This is a genomic window from Dokdonia sp. LLG6352-1 (genome assembly GCF_045055815.1).
Lineage (GTDB): Bacteria > Bacteroidota > Bacteroidia > Flavobacteriales > Flavobacteriaceae > Dokdonia > Dokdonia donghaensis.
Genome location: NZ_CP159329.1, coordinates 2,778,029 through 2,800,178, shown reverse-complemented (window position 1 = coordinate 2,800,178; position 22,150 = coordinate 2,778,029). Strand labels below are relative to the sequence as shown.

Below are 22,150 nucleotides of genomic sequence, written 5' to 3'. Positions count from 1 at the left end.
AGGCGTATTGCAGAAACTTTAGTTTCTTAATGGTTTTCCTTTTTGTAACATATGCTGTATACGCTCAAGTGATTTTCTCTCAGTAGCTAGAGATAAGAACGCTTCACGCTCTAGATCTAGTAAATACTGCTCAGAAACTCTTGTAGGCTCAGATAAATCTCCTCCGGCCATTACATAAGCAAGCTTGTTTGCAATTTTCTTATCGTGCTCTGATATATAGTTAGATGCTTGCATAGAGTCTGTTCCTACTAAGAACATACCTAGTGCCTGCTTACCTAATACTAGTACATCGTTACGTTTTACAGGTTGTGTGTATCCCATATCTGCCATTTGGCGTGCAACAGCCTTTGCCGTAGCAATCTGGCGATCGCGGTTTACAACTACAAGATCTTTACCGTGCTTAAGGATGTTAAGATCGTACGCCTCGTGTGCAGAGGTAGATACTTTTGCCATACCTATAGTAAGGAAGTGCTCCTGTAATACGTTAAGTTGTACATCACCTTTATCAAACTTATCTGATGCTCTAAGGGCCATTTCCTTAGATCCACCACCACCTGGTATTACACCTACACCAAACTCTACGAGTCCTATGTAAGATTCGGCAGCTGCGACAACTCTATCTGCGTGTAGTGTCATCTCACAACCACCACCTAGTGTCATACCGTGAGGTGCAACAACTGTAGGAATAGCAGAGTAGCGTAAACGCATACACGTATCTTGGAAATATTTTACAGCAGCATTAAGCTCATCATACTCTTGCTCTACAGCAAACATAAAGATCATCCCAATGTTTGCTCCTACAGAGAAGTTGGTACCTTGATTACCTACTACTAGACCATCAAAGTCTTTTTCGGCTAGATCTATTGCTTTATTTACTCCTGCAAGTACATCACCTCCTATAGAATTCATCTTAGAGCGGAACTCAACGTTTAAGATTCCATCTCCTAGATCTTGTACAGATACTCCCGTGTTTGAGAATACTTCTGTTTGTTTTCTAATGTTATCAAGAATGATAAATGAATCTTGACCTGGTTTCTTTACGTGCGCTTTCGCGGAAGCGGAATACACATAAGTAGCACCATTTTTTACAGAGTAGAAAGTCTCACTTCCAGCAGCAATCATATCTGTTACCCAAGTGGCAACTTCAAGACCTTCTGCCTTCATAAGCTCGATACCTTTTTCTACACCTACAGCATCCCAAATTTGGAATGGTCCGTGCTCCCAGCCAAAACCAGCCTTCATAGCATCGTCTATTTTGTAAAGCTCGTCTGTAATCTCAGGAATACGATTTTGTACATAAGCAAATAGGTGTGCAAAAGACTTGCGGTAAAACTCACCAGCTTTGTCTTTACCACCTACAAGCACTTTAAAGCGATCGTAAACGCTGTCTATATTTTTAGTAAGCTCTAGGGTAGCAAATTTTGCTTTCTTGTTAGAGCGGTACTCCATAGAATCAAGGTCTAGTGTAAGAATTTCTTTCTTACCAGCCTCATTTACACTCTTTTTATAAAAACCTTGACCAGTTTTAGACCCTAGCCATTTGTTTTCCATCATTGTACTAATGAAGCCTGGAAGCTCAAAAAGAGACTTGCGCTCATCATTAGGACAGTTTTCTGCAATACCGTTTGCAACGTGTACAAGGGTATCAAGACCTACAACATCTACCGTACGGAAGGTTGCAGATTTTGGACGTCCTATAACTGGACCTGTAAGTTTATCTACCTCTTCTACCGTCATACCCATATCTTTTACAGTATGGAAAAGTGACATAATAGAGAAGATACCTATACGGTTACCTATAAAGGCAGGTGTATCTTTTGCAACAACAGAGGTTTTACCTAAGTATTGCTCACCATAGTTATTTAAGAAATCAAGAACGCTCTGGTCTGTTTTTGGCCCAGGTATGATTTCAAATAATTTTAAGTAACGTGCTGGGTTAAAGAAGTGAGTTCCACAAAAGTGCTTTTGGAAATCTTCACTACGTCCCTCAGACATAAAGTTAATAGGGATACCAGATGTGTTTGAAGTAATAAGTGTACCTGGTGTTCTATGCTTTTCAAGGTTTTCAAAAACTTGTTTCTTAATATCAAGTCTCTCTACTACCACCTCAATGATCCAGTCTACGTCTTTTACTTTTGCGATATCATCTTCAAGGTTACCCGTTGAGATTCTTTTTGCAAAAGCTTGGTTGTAAATAGGTGACGGCTTACTCTTAAGTGCTGCAGTAAGCGAGTCATTTACCATTCTATTACGTACAACTTTGTCTTGAAGTGTAAGTCCTTTAGCTTCTTCTTTTGCAGTAAGCTCACGAGGAACGATATCTAGCAAAAGAACGTCAACACCTATGTTTGCAAAATGGCAAGCAATACCACTTCCCATTATTCCACTACCGATGACGGCTACTTTCTTTATTCTACGTTTTGCCATTATTTTATTGCGGTTTCTTTTTGGTTAAATACTCTTCTATTTTGAATCAAGTCATTAATGGTCTCAATGACTTCGTAAAAATTATTAATCTTTTCTTCAGATATATTACCGCGCACAGCATCATTAAAAGTTACGACGCGGTTTTTTGAGAAATTTCTTTTTTCTAGCCCAAATTCTGTAAGATGTATAAGAACGCCTCTGCCATCTGCAGGATTAGGTTTACGTTCTATAAGACCTTTTTCCTCCATAGTCTTAAGTGTACGTGATAGGGAAGTAGCTTCCATACCCATACGAGGCCCCAGTGCTGTAGAGGGAGTTCCCTCTTCTGGATCTATACTAAGTAGTGCAAACCCTACTGCCATAGTAACATCATACTCGGCAGCCTGTTCATTATACATTTTCATAACTGCTTGCCAGGTGGCTCTTAAGCAGTAGTCTATAGTTTTATCTTTCATATAGTGCTTCACAAAGTGATTGTAAAGATAATAAAATATACTATGCACGCACAGTAATTAATGCAAATTTATATGAAACTTTTAAGAATATGGTAGTTACGCTTTCGCGAAAATGAGAACATCATAAATATAAGCCATATTATTTAATAAATATGAAGTCAACCATTTAGATAATTACAAGTACAATCAATAACGTTAACATATTCTGTAATAAAGCAACATCATTTATGATTGAATGGTATTTTTGTATCTTAAATACTTAAAAAGTTTACAAGTTATATGATTGCACCAGACATTCCTCAGAATGAAAAACAGCGTATGCTATCGCTATTAAGTTTAGGTCTACTGGATACAGAACAAGAAGATGATTTTGACTACATAACAAAGCTTGCAGCCTACATCTGTAAGACCCCAGTAGCTTTAGTAACACTTGTAGATGAAGATAGACAGTGGTTTAAAAGTAAAGTAGGTATGGCGTTATGTGAGACTTCACGTGAAAGCTCATTTTGTGCGCACGCCATCTTAACTCCAGATGAGATACTAGAAATACCAGACGCCACAAAAGACATTCGTTTTATAGATAATCCACTTACTAAAATGGATGATCCAGTTATCTTTTATGCCGGAGTACCCCTGCGCACCACAGATGGTATGACAATGGGATCTTTATGTGTTATAGATCATAAACCTAATAAATTGAGTAATGAACAGCGCACTGCCCTCATAACACTCGCAAAACAAGTTGAAAGATTATTTGAGTTAAGACTAGTTAATAATCAATTAGAGCAAACCAAGGCGAGTCTTACAAAACATAATACATTGCTCAAGGATTTTGCAGGTACTGTATCACACGATTTAAAAATGCCTCTTGCAAATTTGATACTTACCTCAGATATATTAAAAAAGAAGTATACAGCATCACTAGATGAGTCTGGAGTAAATTACCTTGGGTATCTCAAGAAGTCTTCACTCTCTATGAGCAACTATATAACAAACATACTTGCTCACTACGAGAGCACAGCATATGATAGAGAAGACGCCCACGAGTTTATGTTTAACGATATGTTAGAAGATCTAGTAGATCTATTAAATATAAACTTTGAGTGTGAATTTCATTTTCCAGAAGTGAATATAGAACTTAGATGTAACCGGTCTGCACTTGACCAGATATTTTTAAACCTTATAGGTAATAGTATAAAGTATAATGATAAAGACCATACTATTATAGATATAGATGCTACAGAATATGATGATTATTATGAGTTTACCATCAGAGATAACGGGCGTGGTATAGAAGAAGAAAAGTTAGAAGGTATTTTTACCCTGTTTAGTACAGTTGGGCACCTAGATAAAAATGGAGAGAAAGGCCACGGTATAGGATTATCTACGGTAGAAAAATTAGTACATAATCTAGGTGGTACCATAAGTGTATCCTCAGTGCTAGGTGAGTACACAACATTTACGTTTACAGTTGCCAAAAGTTAAAGTATATTAAATATTCGGTTCTGGTGCGCTTCTTCTGTTAGTAAAGCGTTAATAGATATGGATGTTGCTGTTTACTCTATTACCTTTAGGTCACACTATCCAATCTAACCAATAAATGATCAAAATTTACAAAGCATTTCTTGTGATACTATCTATTGTAATCACAAGTCAACTTGTTGCTCAAGACTTACCCGTCGCAACAATCCAGAAGAATATCGAATCTTTTAAAGAAAATCCGCGAGGCCCCTATAAAAAAATAGAGTGGTTTTGTGAAGATGGTACGATGCGAGAAGCACGTGACCCTTGTCCAGATAATATAGGTGGTGGTGTGCAGCACGCAAGTTATAGTGAAGATCTAATAACGCTAGGTACTAAGTATCACCTCTTTTTTGCAGATATACTTGCAAACACAGATAAGGTAGCTTTCTGGGATGTAACAAATGATAATAGCCGCATCAAACAATATCAACTAGCTAGATACCTTGCAAGTGTAGATAATGGTTGGGTACAGCGCAAGTCACAGTTTTACCGTGGTGCCATCCAGTCTGAAGATGAGGAGGCCTGGGGCGTTGAGTTTTATGAGTGGTTATTGCGTAGCGATACTCGTTTTAGACAAAACTACTATTTACTACGCCAGACCTTACGTGATATTCCTCACGATGGCGATAGCAACATTGCCCAGCGTATGCGTAGTGAGTCAAAAATACTCGCAGAGACCTACCCAAAGTTTATGGATGCCCGTATTAAAATACACGGTAAGCCCAGTGTGAGTGACATCCAGATGGTTCAAGAGTTTAGAGCAAAACATAAGAAAGACCTCTCTGATGAAGTGAAAAAGCAGTTTGACCAACTAGAAAAAACGCTCGCCGAGTTTTATACACCTATCAATTTTAAGGAACTACAGAGCCAAGTAAATGCTATCTCTGTAAAAAATGATTTAACAGAACGCATTAGCACGTTTTTAGAATCAGCTGCTCAGGATACCTCTGCGCAAACACTTGTGCCAGAAATTGCAGATGTACTCTGTTATATACGTCAAGACGTACTTACTTTACGTAGATCTAGTGACCGCCTTGCGATGCTAGATTTATCTAATGAGCTGGAAGATATATTACTCCTAAAGACACAAGAGTGGCAACCAGAAACTTTAAAGGAGCTACTTTATAAAATACAAACCCTTTCATATGCAGCAACAGGTACAGGACTTATTGAGTTAAATGAGTGGGCAGCAGTAGAGCCGTATTTACAAGCAGATAGTTACCACAATGACAAGAGTGTCGAGCAGCTTAACGATTTTCTGGCGACAGCTAGAGGAGTTGTAGAGTGGAGCGCCTCACAAGTAAAAGCAAAGTATCAAGAAGTAGTTGACACTTACGCAACTTTTGAGCCTAAGGCTTATGGATTTATAGATGACCGCGTGCGATCTTCTGTTGCATTAGATCTCGGTGAGAGTGTGAGCACGCTAGGTGCGTTTATAGCAAAGCATTCTGGGCTTGAAAATAAGGTAATGGATATAGATGGACAGTCTTCTGTGAGAGGATTAAACCCTGGTTATGCCTACGGTGAGCTTGTTGTTATAGAAGGTTCTCCAGAAGGTATAGAAGTGGATACAGAGAAGATATACGTCTTTGAAAAACCGCCGTCAGACCTCAAGCCTGTGGCTGGTATTATGACGGTATCAGAAGGTAATCTGGTTTCACACGTGCAGCTACTAGCTCGTAATTTGGGAATCCCTAATGCGGCATTGTCTCAAGAGAACCTTCAAGATTTGAGCAAATATAGCGGCAAGAAGGTCTTCTATGCTGTTTCAAATAAAGGAAGTGTTATCATAAAAGGCGAGGACGATATTACAAATGAGGAGCGTGAGTTATTCTCAAAGAAGCAACGTTCTACAAGTCAGGTGACCGTGCCTGTAGAGAAGATTGCGCTCGATAAGAAAGACATCATAAATATGCGTGATCTAGATGCAAGCGCGTCTGGAAAGCTCGTAGGGCCTAAGGCAGCAAACCTTGGGCAGCTCAAAAAGATGTTTCCAGAGCAGGTGGTAGAAGGTCTTGTTATTCCTTTCGGCATTTTTAAGGACCATATGGATCAAAAAATGACTAATTATGAGGGTTCTTACTGGGAGTTTTTAAATAACGCTTTCGCGAAAGCGGAACAAATGAAAAGTAACGGCGCGTCATCAAAAGAGATAGAGACGTACCAACTGCAAGAGTTGAAGCGATTACGAGAGGCCATAAATGTGATGACGCTCAAGCCGTCATTTGTAAATAGCCTGCGTGCAGATTTCCAAAAAGTCTTTAAATCGCCTATGGGTAAAACTCCGGTATTCTTGCGTAGTGATACAAATATGGAAGACCTTGAAGAATTTACTGGCGCAGGATTGAACTTGACGCTTTTTAATATTCTTGATGAGGATAAAATTTTAAAAGGAATTAAAGACGTGTGGGCTTCTCCATATACGGAGCGTAGTTTTAAATGGCGCCAGCAGTATCTAAGCAACCCAGAAAATGTGTTTCCTTCTATACTTATCATTCCTTCGGTAGATGTGGAGTATAGCGGTGTGATGATTACAAAGGGTATTAATCAAGGTACAGATGAGGATCTTACTATTGCCTTTAGCCGTGGGGCAGGAGGAGCAGTAGATGGACAAGCCGCCGAAACTAGACTTGTTACCGCTACAGATACACGCTTACTATCGCCAGCGAGACAGGCAGATTTTATTAGACTGCCAGCAACGGGAGGTGTGAAGAGAAACATCGCAACCTTTGACGAAGAGATTCTCAATGAGAAAAACATAAAGGATATACGTGCCATTGCCCAGTCTATAAGAACACGATTACCAGAAATGACAGGTTCTGACTATGATGGGGCTTATGATGTGGAGCTTGGTTTTGAAAATGACAAACTATGGCTGTTCCAGATACGACCATTTGTAGAAAATAAAACGGCAAAGTCCTCAGAATATCTTGAGGCAATCTCACCAAAAATTGACAAAGACTTTTTAATAACGCTTGACGCACCTATAAACTAATGAAAACATATATCACACTAACATTTATCGCCTTATCGACTTTATTTGTAGCGATGCTTTATCCTATAGACGGATATGATACAACGGGTATAAAACGATTGTACCGACTTCAGAAAATGGAGATGGATAGTATTGCAAACAAGCGTATTCCTAATGGCGCTTATTTAAAGCTGGAGGATATCAAGCTCAATTTGCTTTCGCGAAAGCGTGATTCTCTTGGAGCAATACTAGTAGAAGACAATGATTTTGCCAGAAAGATTGCGAGAATTACACCCGGTGGAAACTACTCACTTGCGGTACTTGATATGACTAATCCAGATAGTTTAAAATATGCGGCTCACAGAGAAAACGTAGGGTACCAGCCAGGAAGTGTAGGTAAAATTGCTGTTCTCAACGGTTTCTTTACAGAGCTTGCAGAGGTATATCCAGATAACTTTGAGTTACGTACGGGGCTTATGTGTAATAAACGAGTGAAGGCTCGCTACTGGGGAACAGGAGATCACCACACGATACCTGTGTATGATATAGACAGTGATAAGTTAACTAAGCGACAAGTGGTTGCTAGTGATGAGTTCTCACTGTATGAATGGGCAGATCATATGGTCTCTGTGAGTAATAACGGAGCTGCGAGTGTGTTGTATAGAGAGACAATGTTGCTAGACGCCTTTGGACGAAAGTATGCAGACCTCACCGAAGAAGAAGCAGAAAATTACTTTGTAGAGACCGATAGAGACTCTCTTACGAGTCAAGCAAACCGAGTGGTGAATCAGCCATTAAGAGATCTAGGAATTACAGAAGACGACTGGAGACTAGGAGGGATGTTTACGCGTCCAGCTGGTAAGTACGTAGGTCGTGAGGGTGGAAGTATAGGAACACCTAAAGGGCTTATGAAATTTCTAGTAGCGCTAGAGCAAGGAAATGTAATAGATGAAGAAAGCTCGCTTGAGATGAAGCGATTGTTATATATGACAGACAGACGTATACGTTATGCACACTCTAATAGACTAGATGATGCGGCGGTGTACTTTAAGTCTGGCTCGTTTTATAAATGCGATCGAGAGAAAAACCCCAACTGTAGCGACTATGCAGGTAATGTGTTTAACTATATGAACTCAGTGATTATTGTGGAGCAGCCTAATGGTAAAAAATACATCGTATGCTTGATGACTAACGTACTTAATAAAAATTCTGCAGGTGCGCATATGTACTTAGCAAGTAGTATTGATAAGGTGGTAAATCCCACATAAAAGACTATTACAGTTTTATTAAAACGCCTTCTAGTTGGTACTAGAAGGCGTTTACTTTTGTTGCTGTTTTACGCGTTGTAGACTTGTTGATACACGCATAGCAAGTTTTGCAATGTTTGTGTTTTTATGCTTTGTAAAAGATTGAGTAATGGCAATATACTTTGTGTCTTCTAGTATCTCAATAAGGTGGAGCATAGCGATATTCATCTGTCTGCTGCGATTACGAATGAGGCTTCGTACAGCATCAAATTCTGTTTGTTCTACCATTTCTTGAGAATGTAGATTATCAACATCTGTGTCAATGATATGTACTTCAAGCAATGGCAGGATCTTATTTTTAAGTTTGATATGTAAGAGGTTGTCAAGAAACTCTATGGCGTTAATTCTCGCTGTATCATCTTTACTTTTAATACCTAAAAACGCAGCACTTATATCTTCTTGATTGTAACGTATACTTAATAATGTAAAGATGCTATGTAGACTTTGATCTACTTGTTCCTTTAAAATGAGTACTATGGCTTCACGGGCGAGTAAGACCTCTGTTTCTTTAGCTTCCTCTTGAGAGTCTGCTGGCGGATTGTTTACAAGTTTTGTGAAGGTAGCAAGGGCGTTAAGCGTGCTTTGGTAGTAGTTGCTCTCTAGTAATATGTATCTGGAGATTTTACGCTTATCAATAGTAAGCGACGGGTTTTTACTACTTAGTTTTAGTAATGACTTTGAGGCATTTTTACGTACGATGAGGTTGTTACTACCTAAAAATTTGAATAAGATTTTTACCGCATTTTGAGAGTTAAATGTTGCGATCACCTTTGGTAGATTTCTTTTGATATCTAGACTAAAGGCATCTTCATTTTCTAGCCTGAGAAGTGTTTTTGTAATCTCTGGCCCATATTGAGTAAGGCTTTTTATTGCTGCTTTACGTAGTTTTTTATTTTCTAGAAACTGGAGGAGATTCCCAACAAAGAGTGGGTCTGTGGTAATGCCTGCAGCTTCAATAGCTTTCTTTGCTACCTTTTTATTTTTATTGCTGAAGTGAATTGAGATGAAGTAGTAAAACTCGTTAAGCCCTGAGTAGGCAATGCTAAGAAGCAGATCTGAAGTTTCGGCAACATTTTCTAGTCCTTCTGGTGTGCCTAGCCGTTCTATTTGAGTTGCAATACGATCTCTTAAATTAAACTGCTTTCCAAGATTTGTATTGAGGCGTGCATCTTGTGCCAGGCATAACAGCGCGGCATTTGCAATGGGTTTTTCTGGATGATCTAGATAGGTTGTAAATAGTTCTTTATCGTCTATTTTAGTGTGATGTAGTAAATACTGTAATGTGGCTATAATAAGTGCGTTGTCGCTAGTGTGAAGCAGGGCTTTGATTTTATGTAATGCAGTACCTTCTTTATAATAATACAACTCCTCAATAGCTGCTATTTTTATAGCATTAGAAGGATGATCTAAAAGTGCTACTATTTGCTTTTTTAAAGGATTAAGCCTAGCCGATGATAATCTAGATAATAGAGTGAGAATCTCGCTTTCTTCGCCATTTTGTAAAATATGTCTTGCAGTAGCGATGGTACGTTCTTTTCTGAAGTTTCGTTTGGACTCATCTTTATTGAGCAGTAAACTCTTGAGGTTGGACCTAAACGAATCAAAGTAGGCATCTCTAAGCTTGTAGATTAATAAGAGCCATATAAACAAGAAAAAGATCGTAAGAATGGTCACAAACTTCGTGTCTAGTTCCATACCCTTGATTACAAAAATGAGTAGAAAACCAGCAATACCTGTGGCTACACTATCTACCACAATATCTATAAATGATTTTGCTTGATTTTTTATAGCATACGGTATGGGTAAAATAGAAAGTTCTGCAGCTGCTTTGTTTATAGACTGCTTAAAACTACCGTCTAACCCTTTTATGATAATAAGTACCCAAAGCTCCGGAACCGTAAGAAATAGGAGGGAACCTAAGGCAATACCTAGTGGTAGTATAAGCATTGTTGAGGTTACGCCTAGATAGCTTAAGACTCTATTGGTAACAAAAAGTTGTATGAGTAAAGCTACCACATTAAAGGAAGAAAACCAGAACCCTAAAAAAGAAGCAAGCTCATCTGAGTCTGGAATAGCCTTGTGCGCAAAATCACTAAATTGGAAATCAACCAGCTTTGCTACCAGCACACTTATCCCGATTATAGATGCTAGGTATAGTAAATGCTTAGATTTTAAGATGATTTGAAAAGCATTACGATCTGGGTTAGACACTTGGTGTATCTCTTTCTTTCTCGTATACATAGAAAGCGTGCGTAACCTTAAATTCCAAATACGATAGAGTATAGGCACACAGCATAAAATGAGAATCCCTGCAATAAGAATAGACGTTTTATTCCCAAAAGCCGCCGAAATTAAGGTCGTTAAGTACCCACCAAAAATCCCACCGGCAATAGCGCCAGAGCCTATAAAACCAAAGAGTCTCTTTGCCTCTCTCACATTGTAAACCATATTTGCCAGTATCCAGAATTGTGAGGTAACCACCACAGCAAACAAGGATATGAGAACGTAGTAATAATAAAGCAGCCAGACCTCAAGAAATTTATAATGCAAGGCGACAGAAAGCAACATAAAAAAGAAGCCAAAAGCGCATAAGGTTATCGTAGCGACCTTTTTAAAAGAATATCGTTTTAGAGCTTTGTTATAAAAGTAAGAACTTAAAATAGCCACAGCGGCAACAAGAAGATACCCGTAAGGCAATCGCTCTGCACCAAGAGCCGATAGAAATAATGCGTTTACAGTAGGCTTTACAATAAGTAGCACTGTAATCACCAGAAAGATGTACAGCTGCATAAAAAAAGAGATGGTGATCTCACCATCTCTTATATCAAAGGCTTTCTTGTAAAGACTTTTAATCATTTATTGCGTTTATAATGAGTTTCCCTAGTTATAGGCTAAAGCTCGTGATTTTTTCATTGCTTTTTCTAAAGGAATTACTAAATCTCTTACAATTTGCTCACCCTGTGTATCTTCTATAAGAGCCACTAGTATATACTTGCGCTCAGGTCCCCATACCAATACAGAGTCAGAGTGCCAGTTCTTCCAAGATCCAGATTTCCTGTAGATGTCTGCCTTAGGAGCAATTTTATCTAGCGTGTTTACAAATTTATGGTGTAGCGCTGGGTCTTTCATAATATCCAGCATCTCTTCAGACTTTTCTGTACTTACTAGATTACCCATTGCAAGCTGGTAGTAAAAACTACATACCTGTCTAGCTGTAGCCGCGTGACTTAATCCTTTCATAGGGTCTGGGTTACGCTTTCCGCCAGCAGCATATCTCTTGCCTACCCATAAACCACCGCCTACTTCTTCATCATACAGCTTGAGTTGGTCACTGCGCAGTACTTGTTCTATTTTATCATAGCCCACACGGTCTATCATACGAGTAGAGGCAGCATTATTAGACTTACTTATCATAAGTCGCATATCCTTACGTATTTCTCTAGAGTCTTGTAGTTCGCCATTTTCTATAGCATCCATTGCGGCAAGAAGTATGGCAATCTTAGGTAAACTTGCGGCATACATCATAAACTCATCATTGATACCTGCATACTCTATATTCTCTAAGTTGGACATATCTACAACGCCTATAGACATTCTATTAGACTTCACTAGATTTTTCCATTTTGAGTTTTTATTAATCTCTTGTATTAAAAGCTCTCTCAATATAGGACTCGTATGAGTCTCAAGAGGCTCTACAGCGTCCATCTGTATAGGAAGCTCCTGAGCACTAAGTACAGAAGACATTATAACGCACACTATAAGCGTGATATATTTCATATAATTCTATTTATTAAAGGTTCAACCTAAGTATACAAAAAGGCTGCCAAAGATAGCTAGTATTACTGTTAATTCCATCCCAAACTGTTAATGTTTACAGCGCCCAAGTGTTAAGTCTAGTAACGGTTTTGATATGGGTTTGTTGTGAGTGGTGTTTGATAAATTACGCTTTCGCGAAAGTGGAAAATCAGAAAGATCGTATAGTAAAAATTATTGATTAAAAGGACTTAGAATTTTGTGCTGAGTGTCGCTTAAGTAGACTTGTTTTTAACTCAGTTTTTTTGCTACGTAATGTTTTTTATTCAATCGTTAAACCTCTATCTATTAATATTGAGTAAGCATTATCAAAATCAGATGAAACAGTTTTCCAGTCAGATTTCAATTTTTCAGGTCTCTTTATAAAATTCAAGAATTTTCTTCCTTTGTGTAATTTTTCAGTTTCTAAATCTGTTAACCTTTTTAATGTAGAAATCTCATTTATTACATTTTCTAGTGTTTTTCTTTCTTTTTTCAGTCTTTTATTATTTAAAGACATTCGTAAACCAAGTTCAAATTTTGTTGCTTTTTCAAAATACGAATCAGGTAAATCACTATCATTTATCTCTCCAAATTTTAGATAACATTTTTTATAAAATTCTATTAATGATTCTTCAGATTTAATTAATCCAACATAATCAATATCATCTTTTTTAATGTTTACATCATTATCAATTAAACCGCTATTATAGACTACTATAAAGTCAATTTTCTTTCCGATTAATTTAATGAAATCAAAATAGTCACCGTGTCTTATTGCTGCAAATTCATTTTTAAAATCAGAAGTGTCAAGATTGTTTTTCAAGACCTTATACATATAGCCAATTACGACTTGTACTATTAATTTTTGTTGCATTTCATAATGTTTGGTAACGGTTTCGGCTATGAGTAATTGCGTGGTTTAGTATTTAATTTTGCAAGTACATACTAAACTGAAAATCTGCAAGAATTTTCAGAAGTATTCGAAAATAAACAGGTTGACTAAGAATAATATGTGTTTTCCTCATCTCGAGTTTTGCTTTTCTGTCTGTAACTTGTAATCAATAAAATTGATTAAATTACGTATCCCTTTTGGGATTCCTTGGGTAGATTTTATTGTCTTTGTGTAGCTGTTAGTTATTAAATTCAATTCAAAACTAGGCCCATCAAATCCAGCAAAGTTATACTCTTCCTCATATTTCTCTAGTTGCAATATTTCTATGTATTGTTCTATTTGATGGAATGTAGAATCAGACAATGTATTTTTAGTTAGTTCAAAATCATTATCTGCCTTTATGTATTCTATCTTCTTGTTATTTGTGATACTTAATCGTCTAAAACCATTTGAAGATATAAATGTTGGATTTATTTTTATCTTGAGTTCTACGATTTCTAAATAAGGCAGCTGTATTAGTTCTTTTTTTAATAAAACTATTGGGTAATCATATTGATTCAATGGGCTTAAAAACATTTTGTTTTTAGAAATTGGCTCTAAATAGTACTTTTTCACCTCATCAAAATCTGTCTGGAAGTGAAGTTGAATTTTATTAGAAGAATGAAATTTACCAATTTCACTATAATCAGATTCTTTTTGAAATAATAGATTTCTTACAACGAGTGAATCCTTAAAATGATAACTGTTGCAAAGTGAATCTATCCAAACTGAATTTTCTAATTTATGTATAGAATCTGAATTGCCATTTTTGTTACTACAACTAGTTAACAAACCATAAACTATTACAATGATAATTATTCTCATTTTAGATCTTTTGATTGATTCAATTTAGATTTATATATAATTTAATCTAACTCAACCCCCTAAAACCCTACCGCAGTATCATCACCACGTCTATCTGCACCGCCTTCTAGTGTGCCATTAGGGAGGACTAAAATACCGTCTACTTTACCTATTACGGGAGAGCGCTCTTCATTGGTTTCATAACCCTTTTCTTGTAGTCCGTTTATGATGGCTGGATCAAAGCTGTTAGGTTCAAATAATACCACATCTGGTAACCACTGGTGGTGAAAACGTGGTGCGTTTACCGCCTCCTGCATTGTCATCCCAAACTCGTGTACATTAAGTACCGTTTGTAACACAGAGGTAATTATGGTAGATCCTCCAGGCGTACCTACGGTCATCCAGAACTCGCCATCTTTTTCTACTAGGGTAGGAGTCATACTAGACAGCATACGCTTGCCTGGCTCAATTTTATTTGCCTCGGCGCCTATAAGCCCAAACATATTAGGCACTCCAGGTTTACTAGAGAAGTCATCCATCTCATTGTTTAAAAAGAAGCCTAAATCACTCGCATATAACTTAGATCCATAAGCGCCGTTAAGTGTGGTTGTTACTGCAATGGCATTACCATACTGGTCTACCGCGCTGTAGTGCGTTGTTTCCATACTCTCATAACCTGGCAAGGCACCGTGTGTCATATCGCTAGACTTTGTAGCGGTGTCCCAAGAGAAGGTTTCCATTCTGTTTTTTGCATACACATCAGAGATGAGTGTGTCTATAGGGATGTTTACAAAATCTGGATCTCCTAGGTAAAAACTTCTATCTGCATACGCGCGACGCTCTGCTTCTGTAAGTAGTTGTATACTCTCCACACTGTTGTGACCATATTGTGAGATGTCATACGGTTCTATCATTTGCATAATTTGTGATAAACAAACCCCACCAGAACTAGGCGGACTCATAGAGATCATTTTTAAGTTATCATACTCAAAGGTTACCGGTGTGCGCCACTTTGCTTCGTATGCCGTAAGATCTTCCATTGTGATGATCCCACCTTTAGATTGTAAGAAGTCTACCAGTTTTTGGCCCGTCTCACCTTTGTAAAACTCGTCTTTACCATTTGCTACGATGCGCTCTAGTGTTTGTGCGAGAGCTTCGTTTTTAAGAGTGTCCGCTTTCGCGAAAGCGTTTACATATATAATACTATCTCCGTTAAGCTCTTTAAATTTATCTTGTAAAGCGCCAAACCTTCCTGCTTGGTTTTCTGTAATCACATACCCATTGCGAGCAAGGTCAATTACTGGCTTGAGAATGGTCTCCATAGGTAGTGAGCCAAATTTCTCGTGCACGGCAAACATACCTGCAAGCCCACCTGGCACGCCCACAGCAAGACTTCCCTCTGTGCTTAAACCTGGTATCACATTACCGTCTTCATCTAGGTACATATCACTTGTAGCCGCACCAGGTGCCATCTCGCGATAGTCTAGCGCTCCTATATCACCATCTTTAGTACGGTATACTAGAAAACCACCACCACCTAGACTACCGGCAAACGGGTAAGTCACATTGAGCGCCATATCTGTAGCAATCATTGCGTCAAAAACGTTACCACCTTGCCTCATAATCTCAACGCCTATGCGTGAAGCCTCCTCTCTCGCCGAAACGACCATAGCCTCCTGAGCAATAAGTCCCTGTACGGGTGCGGGAGCAGGTGCTTCTGTCTTACAGTTTATAAATAATAGGGGAATGCAGAGTAAGAGTAAATACTTCATAGGTTGGATTTGTAATTATATGATAAACTTAAAGTTCTTCTAGTTTTAATGCAACAAAGGCTTGTAATTCTTTAAAGAAGCGTGTGAACTCATCTTCAAAGGCTTCATAATGTTCGGCAAGGTCTTCTATGGCTTTGTCCATCGCTACGCGCCGTTTTGTGCGTATGTTCATATTGTAAAGCACAGTGCCTATGCCTTGCATAGTTGCATAGCTGAGGAGCCAGTTTTGCTCCATCATAGGGATCATCATTTTCTGTATGCGACCCGTGAGCAAGTGGTGATGGTCTTGTAGTAGCTGGTAAAAGTCATCTATGTACACATCTAGCGATGTGTCGTGATAGTTGTTCCAGTTTTTGGCTAGAAAGTGATCATAAATAATATCTACTATCACACCAGAGTAGTGACCATACTTTGCGTGCAGGCGTTTTGTACTCTGCTTTACAATAGGGTGACTATCTGTGTAGCTATCTATCCAGCGATGCACGAGTATACCTCGCTGTATATCATCACTATACTTGAGGTACTTTTTACCTTTTATACCATCTGCCATAAAGTTGCCTATAGTTTCCATAGGTAAGCCATCGGTAAGGTAAATGTGTGCGAGAAAATTCATAGTGGTGAAGTTAATAGGAAAAATTAACCTGTTCAAAGATTTTATGAGGCATTGTGAAGCAATGCATTCTTGTTAGGCTGGTACGTATGTGTTTTAGTACTTTTGTTTAACAATCAAAAAAACGAAGATTAATTACGCTTTCGCGAAAGCGTACTCAAAATTTACATATGACATTAATAAAATCTATATCAGGAATACGTGGTACCATAGGAGGTCGCACGGGTGAAAACCTTACACCAGTAGATGCAGTAAAATTTGCTGCAGCATACGGTGCGTGGCTCAAAAATGATCGTAATAAAGAAACCTACAGAGTAGTAGTAGGGCGTGATGCACGTATATCTGGATCTATGATACAAGAGCTTGTGATGAACACGCTCGTGGGTATGGGAATCCATATTATAGACCTTGGCCTCTCTACCACACCTACGGTAGAAGTTGCCGTACCTATGGAACACGCAGATGGTGGTATTATACTCACTGCCTCGCATAACCCAAAACAATGGAACGCGCTTAAACTATTAAACAGTAAGGGGGAGTTTCTTAATGGAGTAGAAGGGGAGAAAATTTTAAATTATGCAGATAATGAAGATTTTACCTTTGCAGAGGTAGATGATCTAGGTAAAATCACAAAAAATGATGCCTACATAGATTTGCATATAGAAGAGGTAAAAAACCTTGAGCTTGTAGATGTAAACGCTATTAAGGAGGCTAAGTTTAAAGTAGTGGTAGATGGTGTAAACTCTACGGGAGGTATTGCCATACCAAGATTACTAGAAGAGCTAGGCGTAGAGGCAGTAAAATTATACTGTACACCTAACGGGGAGTTTCCTCACAACCCAGAACCACTTAAGGAGCACCTAGGTGACATTTGTAAGATGGTGGTAGATGAAAATGCAGATTTTGGTATCGTAGTAGATCCAGATGTAGATCGTCTTGCTTTTATAGATGATAAGGGAGAAATGTTTGGAGAAGAGTACACCCTCGTTGCTTGTGCAGATTATGTGCTAGGAGAGACTAAGGGTAATACGGTGTCAAACTTATCTTCTTCACGTGCGCTACGTGATATCACGAGAAAACACGGCGGAGAATACTTTGCAAGTGCCGTAGGAGAGGTAAACGTAGTACAAACTATGAAGGACCAAAACGCTGTAATAGGCGGAGAAGGAAATGGTGGAATTATCTACCCAGCATCGCACTATGGTCGTGATAGCCTGGTAGGTACGGCGCTTTTCCTTACACACCTTGCAAAGCTTAAAATCTCTGTGAGCGAACTCAAAGCTAGTTATCCTCCATACTTTATGAGTAAGCAAAAGATCCAGCTCACACCAGGTCTTGACGTAGATGCTTTACTAGAAAAGATGGCTGCCAAATATGCAAACGAAGACGTGTCTACGGTAGATGGTGTAAAAGTAGATTTTGAAAATCACTGGGTACACCTACGTAAGTCTAATACAGAACCTATTATACGTATCTACACAGAGGCAAGCACACAAGCCGAAGCAGACCAAGTTGCAAATGATATGATTGCTACCATAAAGGAAGTAGCTGGTATCTAGAGAGATATAGCGATTAAAAAAAGAGGGCAATCGCCCTCTTTTTTTGTGCTTAATTTTAAATATCTTTACAATGCAAACTATTGATTATGAATACATTAAAGTCTACTAAACCTAGCGGTAAACTAGAGAATTACTTTTCACGCTTTCGCGAAAACATCATTGGTATTAACCAAAGTTTTCAATCTCCATACGGAACAAAGCAGCTTTTATATACAGACTGGACCGCCTCAGGAAGATTATATGGTCCCATAGAGGAGAAGATGTTACGCGACTTTGGTCCCTACGTAGCAAATACCCATACAGAGACGACCGTCTCAGGTACTGCTATGACAATGAGTTATCATAAAGCAAAACACATTATAAAGCAGCACGTAAATGCAGATGAGAATGATGTACTCATAGTAGGTGGTAATGGTATGACGGGTATGATCAATAAATTTCAGCGCATACTTGGATTAAAAGTACCAGAAAACATAAAGAAATTTACAGAAGTACCTGCAGAGATAAAGCCCATTGTTTTTGTAACACATATGGAGCATCACAGTAATCAAACTACGTGGCTAGAGACTACGGCAACAGTAGTGGTCGTACCTGCCAAAAAAGATGGACGTTTTTGTATACAAATGTTTGAACAAGAACTGCTCAAATATGAAGATCACCCTTTCAAAATAGCATCTATTACTGCTTGTAGTAATGTAACAGGTATACAGACACCATATCACGATGTGGCGAGACTTATGCACGCTCACGGTGGTTTATGCTTTGTAGATTTTGCGTGTAGTGCGCCTTATGTGCATATTGATATGCATCCAGATAATAAAGAAGAGCGCCTAGACGCTATTTTCTTCTCTCCACACAAGTTTTTAGGAGGTCCAGGCTCTTCTGGAGTTTTAATCTTTAATAAAGATTTATATAAAAACGTGGTACCAGATAACCCAGGTGGAGGCACCGTATCGTGGACAAACCCTTGGGGAGAGCATAAGTATATAGATAATATAGAGGAGCGTGAAGATGGAGGTACTCCGGGTTTCTTGCAAACCATACGTACAGCCTTATCAATTAAAGTAAAAGAAGAGATGGGTGTAGATAATATACTCGCTCGTGAGCACGAACTTATAGACATCATTTGGAATGAACTAGAAGCGGTAGAAAACGTAAAAATTCTTGCAGGTGATCATAAGGATAGACTAGGTGTTATTTCTTTTTATATAGAAGAGTTGCACTTTAATCTAGCGGTAAAATTACTCAATGACCGTTTTGGGATACAAACTAGGGGCGGTTGTAGCTGCGCAGGAACTTATGGGCATTATTTACTCAATGTAGATCAAAAAACATCAAACTCGCTCGCCTGTGAGATAGATGCAGGTAACTTAATACAAAAGCCAGGATGGATACGTATGTCTATTCACCCTACCATCACAAATGAGGAAATAGCTTATGTATGCGCGTGTATAAAAGAACTAGCTTTACATCACAAAGACTGGTCTCAAGATTATATATACCAACCTTACTCAAACGAGTACCTACATAAAGACGATAAGGCAACCTCTTTGAGTCGTAGTACTGCTATAGACTCTTGGTTTGAATTTTAATGCTATTTCTTAGGCTTATTAATTTCAGAAAGGATTTCTTCCTTTTTGCCTAAGAGCTTAAAACGTTTATGAGTCCAGAGGTAATACTCTGGATTTTTACGTATTTGAGCTTCTAGAGCGGCGGCATAATTTGTCATAATCTCACCATCTTCGGTTTGAGAACCATCTGGTGTAATAAGTTGGAAAGATCCTTTGTAGTAGCCACGTTTTATCTTTTCTGTACCGTAATAGAGTACAGGTAGCTTAAACTCTTTTGCAATACGTTCTACTCCTGTAAAAAACGGTAACTCGTGACCTAAAAATTGTGTCCAGTAGCGAGCACGGTGAAATCTAGGCGATTGATCTGCCACAAAACCATAACAGCCTGTTTTATTCTCACTCTCATTTTGTCTTATAAAGCGCATTGTATCCTTAGAGTCTATAAGATAGGTGTTCCATCTACTACGTATCTTGCGTATGAGGTTATCAAATTGTTTGTGTTTTATCTTCTTATAAACTCCGTAGCCGGGATTTTCCATAGATAGTTGCAGTGCAAATATCCACTCATAACTTGCGTAGTGTCCCATCATAAGGAGTGAGCTTTGTCCTTCCTTATCATATTTTGTGATGAGTTCCTTGTTAGAAAATTGGTAACGTTCAAGGAGGTCCTCCTTTTTTATATTCATAGATTTTATCATCTCTAGAAACATATCACAGAGATGGCTATAAAATTTACGTTCTATGGTATGGAGTTCTTCTTTAGATTTTTCTGGGAAGGTAGTCTTTAGGTTATATCTCACTACTTTCTTACGATAACCTATAACTTTATAAATAACAAAATAACAGAAATCTGAAAGCAGGTAAAGCCCTTTAAAAGGGAGTATGGAGATGAGCCATAATAGTGGGTAAAACAACCAGAAAACAATAGCTTTCATTCAGATATAGTTAAGATATTAGTCTCACAAATATAGCTATCTTTACAAGTAAAACTTAGTATTTATGGCGGATTTACATCCAGTTACAATTGCAATTATCTTAGCAAATGTCTTATTCTCTATGAGTGGTTTTAAAAACTACTCAATGTTTGAAAAATATAAATTTAACGTAGGAGCTATACGTAGAGGAGAGCAAGTACGTATGGTATCTTCTGCCTTTTTACACGCAAACACGCAGCACTTGTTATTTAATATGCTCACGCTGTATTTCTTTGCAAATGCTGTTATCTACACTATAGGCGTACCTAGATTTTTACTGGTGTATGTTTCTAGTTTACTATTAGGAAATTTACTTTCTTATTTTCTACATAAAGATGAGTATCACTACTCTGCAGTAGGAGCTAGTGGTGCAGTAATGGGTGTAGTGTATGCTGGGATACTTCTCAATCCAAGGTTAGAAATTTACTTTATGCCAGGTTGGGTATTTGGAGTAGGGTATATGATTTACTCTATTTATGGTATGGTGAAGCGTAACGATAATATAGGGCACGATGCCCATTTTGGAGGAGCTATTGCGGGGTATATAATTGCCATTGTGTCTGCTCCAATTCTTTTAGAAGAGCGTCTTTTAATAGTAATTGCGCTAGCTTTACCTATTATTGCTTTCTTTATTCTTTTTAAATTAGGAAAGATTTAAGGAAACCTCTTTTATTGTTTTTTATATTGAGGGAAACAAAAAATCAATAATTATGAAATATATAACCGCATTAATTCTATTAATCACAATGTCTATATCTGCTCAAAACAACACAATGCAACCCCTCGTAAATGTTACCGGTGAAGGTATTGTTAAGGTCGTGCCAGACGGTGTAAACATACGCGTGCGCGTAGAAAATCAAGGCAAGGAAGCAAAGCAAGTAAAAGCAGAAAATGATCAAGCTATAGATAATGTTATAAAGTTCTTACGTAGTCAAGGTATAGATAGTAAGTATGTGCAGACAGAGTACATAAACCTTAATAAAAACTATGATTATAACAGTAAGACCTACAACTATAATGCAAATCAAACACTTACCATAAAACTCAAGGATTTAAAGATGTATGAAGGTGTAATGGCAGGACTTCTTAATTCTGGTATAAATCGTATAGATAATGTACAGTTTACCTCTTCACAGATGGATGCTCTTAAGGCAGACGCGCGTGTGAAAGCCATCAAAGATGCCAAAGATAAGGCCACAGCATATGCTGGTGCTTTAGGTCAAACTATAGGTAAAGCAGTACAAATAAGTGAGCAGGGTAGTGCTTCACCACAACCACCTATGTACAAGGCCAGAATGATGTCTATGGAGATGGATAACGCTGCAGGAGGAGAGACCATCGCTCCAGGAGAGCTTACAATCACTACAAAAATCTCTGTAAGTTTTGAATTAAAATAAGCTTAACTAAGATTAACGACTTGTTAACCATTCTTATAGCTTTCTCAAAG

The 22,150-nt window shown here is 38.1% G+C and carries 16 protein-coding genes; 7 read left to right on the top strand and 9 right to left on the bottom strand.

The window, feature by feature from the left end; translation table 11 throughout:
* Positions 1 to 18: 18 nt before the first annotated feature.
* Both ABVM49_RS12525 and ABVM49_RS12520 read right to left on the bottom strand, forming a co-directional pair.
* Positions 19 to 2,427, bottom strand: coding sequence for a 3-hydroxyacyl-CoA dehydrogenase/enoyl-CoA hydratase family protein (locus ABVM49_RS12525; protein ID WP_405202226.1), 2,409 nt, complete (start codon positions 2,425 to 2,427; stop codon positions 19 to 21).
* Positions 2,427 to 2,882: a MarR family winged helix-turn-helix transcriptional regulator gene (locus tag ABVM49_RS12520; protein WP_375252334.1), complete on the bottom strand. Its 456-nt coding sequence runs from the start codon at positions 2,880 to 2,882 to the stop codon at positions 2,427 to 2,429. The genes ABVM49_RS12525 and ABVM49_RS12520 overlap by 1 nt, the downstream gene beginning before the upstream one ends.
* A 279-nt stretch (positions 2,883 to 3,161) precedes the next feature.
* On the opposite strand from ABVM49_RS12520, the gene ABVM49_RS12515 reads away from it, so the two are divergent.
* The 3 genes from ABVM49_RS12515 (at position 3,162) to ABVM49_RS12505 (ending at position 8,648) form a co-directional block, all read left to right on the top strand.
* Positions 3,162 to 4,367: an ATP-binding protein gene (locus ABVM49_RS12515; RefSeq protein WP_405202225.1), complete on the top strand. Its 1,206-nt coding sequence runs from the start codon at positions 3,162 to 3,164 to the stop codon at positions 4,365 to 4,367.
* A gap of 115 nt (positions 4,368 to 4,482) precedes the next feature.
* On the top strand, positions 4,483 to 7,401 hold the full coding sequence (locus tag ABVM49_RS12510; RefSeq protein ID WP_405202224.1) for a PEP/pyruvate-binding domain-containing protein: 2,919 nt from the start codon (positions 4,483 to 4,485) through the stop codon (positions 7,399 to 7,401).
* Positions 7,401 to 8,648, top strand: coding sequence for a serine hydrolase (locus tag ABVM49_RS12505; RefSeq protein ID WP_298350849.1), 1,248 nt, complete (start codon positions 7,401 to 7,403; stop codon positions 8,646 to 8,648). The genes ABVM49_RS12510 and ABVM49_RS12505 overlap by 1 nt, the downstream gene beginning before the upstream one ends.
* Positions 8,649 to 8,699: 51 nt before the next feature.
* Here the strand turns inward: ABVM49_RS12505 and ABVM49_RS12500 are convergent, their stop codons facing one another.
* The 6 genes from ABVM49_RS12500 to ABVM49_RS12475 form a co-directional block, all read right to left on the bottom strand.
* Complete coding sequence (locus ABVM49_RS12500; protein ID WP_405202223.1) at positions 8,700 to 11,543, bottom strand: NTP/NDP exchange transporter; 2,844 nt, start codon at positions 11,541 to 11,543, stop codon at positions 8,700 to 8,702.
* A 24-nt stretch (positions 11,544 to 11,567) separates the two neighbouring features.
* Positions 11,568 to 12,464: a serine hydrolase gene (locus tag ABVM49_RS12495; protein ID WP_405202222.1), complete on the bottom strand. Its 897-nt coding sequence runs from the start codon at positions 12,462 to 12,464 to the stop codon at positions 11,568 to 11,570.
* A gap of 298 nt (positions 12,465 to 12,762) precedes the next feature.
* Entirely contained in the window at positions 12,763 to 13,356 is a 594-nt protein-coding gene (locus tag ABVM49_RS12490; protein WP_405202221.1) for a hypothetical protein, read from the bottom strand.
* 147 nt (positions 13,357 to 13,503) lie between these two features.
* Positions 13,504 to 14,238: a hypothetical protein gene (locus tag ABVM49_RS12485; protein WP_405202220.1), complete on the bottom strand. Its 735-nt coding sequence runs from the start codon at positions 14,236 to 14,238 to the stop codon at positions 13,504 to 13,506.
* Positions 14,239 to 14,297: 59 nt separating this feature from the next.
* On the bottom strand, positions 14,298 to 15,989 hold the full coding sequence (gene ggt, locus ABVM49_RS12480; RefSeq protein WP_405202219.1) for a gamma-glutamyltransferase: 1,692 nt from the start codon (positions 15,987 to 15,989) through the stop codon (positions 14,298 to 14,300).
* Positions 15,990 to 16,017: 28 nt separating this feature from the next.
* Positions 16,018 to 16,602 (bottom strand): ACP phosphodiesterase, encoded by a 585-nt coding sequence (locus ABVM49_RS12475; RefSeq protein ID WP_405202218.1) that lies wholly within the window; start codon positions 16,600 to 16,602, stop codon positions 16,018 to 16,020.
* Between the two features lie 167 nt (positions 16,603 to 16,769).
* Here ABVM49_RS12475 and glmM point away from each other — a divergent pair, with 167 nt between their 5' ends.
* Together glmM and ABVM49_RS12465 are read left to right on the top strand one after the other, a co-directional pair.
* The gene (gene glmM / locus ABVM49_RS12470; protein ID WP_405202217.1) at positions 16,770 to 18,158 is read left to right on the top strand and encodes a phosphoglucosamine mutase; all 1,389 of its coding nucleotides are present in this window, start codon (positions 16,770 to 16,772) and stop codon (positions 18,156 to 18,158) included.
* Positions 18,159 to 18,244: 86 nt separating this feature from the next.
* Positions 18,245 to 19,750, top strand: a complete 1,506-nt coding sequence (locus ABVM49_RS12465) for an aminotransferase class V-fold PLP-dependent enzyme (protein WP_405202216.1) — start codon at positions 18,245 to 18,247, stop codon at positions 19,748 to 19,750.
* Positions 19,751 to 19,752: 2 nt separating this feature from the next.
* On the opposite strand, the gene ABVM49_RS12460 is transcribed toward ABVM49_RS12465, so the two are convergent.
* Positions 19,753 to 20,664 carry a lysophospholipid acyltransferase family protein gene (locus tag ABVM49_RS12460; RefSeq protein ID WP_405202215.1) on the bottom strand — a complete coding sequence of 304 codons (912 nt, stop codon included), beginning with the start codon at positions 20,662 to 20,664 and terminating at the stop codon, positions 19,753 to 19,755.
* Between the two features lie 64 nt (positions 20,665 to 20,728).
* On the opposite strand from ABVM49_RS12460, the gene ABVM49_RS12455 reads away from it, so the two are divergent.
* Both ABVM49_RS12455 and ABVM49_RS12450 read left to right on the top strand, forming a co-directional pair.
* Positions 20,729 to 21,361: a rhomboid family intramembrane serine protease gene (locus tag ABVM49_RS12455; RefSeq protein ID WP_375252438.1), complete on the top strand. Its 633-nt coding sequence runs from the start codon at positions 20,729 to 20,731 to the stop codon at positions 21,359 to 21,361.
* A 52-nt stretch (positions 21,362 to 21,413) separates the two neighbouring features.
* A complete protein-coding gene (locus ABVM49_RS12450; RefSeq protein ID WP_380035358.1) occupies positions 21,414 to 22,100 on the top strand; it encodes an SIMPL domain-containing protein in 687 nt (228 codons plus the stop codon).
* The last annotated feature ends 50 nt before the right edge of the window (positions 22,101 to 22,150 follow it).